The organism is Xanthobacter autotrophicus (genome assembly GCF_030015065.1).
In the GTDB taxonomy this organism is placed as follows: Bacteria; Pseudomonadota; Alphaproteobacteria; order Rhizobiales; family Xanthobacteraceae; genus Xanthobacter; species Xanthobacter autotrophicus_D.
Window position 1 is genome coordinate 1 of record NZ_JAIVFN010000450.1, and the last position, 434, is coordinate 434.

Here is a 434-nt window from a genome sequence, read left to right on the forward strand (position 1 = left end):
AAATAAATTCGTGATCCATTCTTTGGGTAGAGCATCTAAACGGATGTCCCAATTAACTAAAATACCGTCATCTACATGAGCAACTTGTGCATCAAGTGCAACTTGCGGCCCTTGTGAAATGACCCAATTCATTGAGCCAAAAACACGGCGGACACGCTCAGAAAGCAAATTATCATTTTCTATGTCGAGCGCCGCTGTAAATACCACGGGAGCAATCTGTGCACTACCATGATAACGAGACAGATCACGTAGAACATTCACACCCGAATAATGTGAATGCTCTAATAACTCAAGCATTTGATTTGCTATTTGTTTGCAGAATGCAGCTAAGGTAGTTATTCCTTTCATATCGACTTCAAGGGTGACTAGATTAGCAAAATCACCAATAGTGCCTTCGACATTTTTTAAAACCGGCTCACGCCAAAAAGTAGGAA

At 41.0% G+C, this 434-nt stretch carries 1 pseudogene; it reads right to left on the bottom strand.

Annotation, left to right across the window (positions count from 1 at the left end):
• A pseudogene (locus tag K9U40_RS23975) lies at positions 1 to 434 on the bottom strand (non-ribosomal peptide synthetase); the annotation flags it as partial.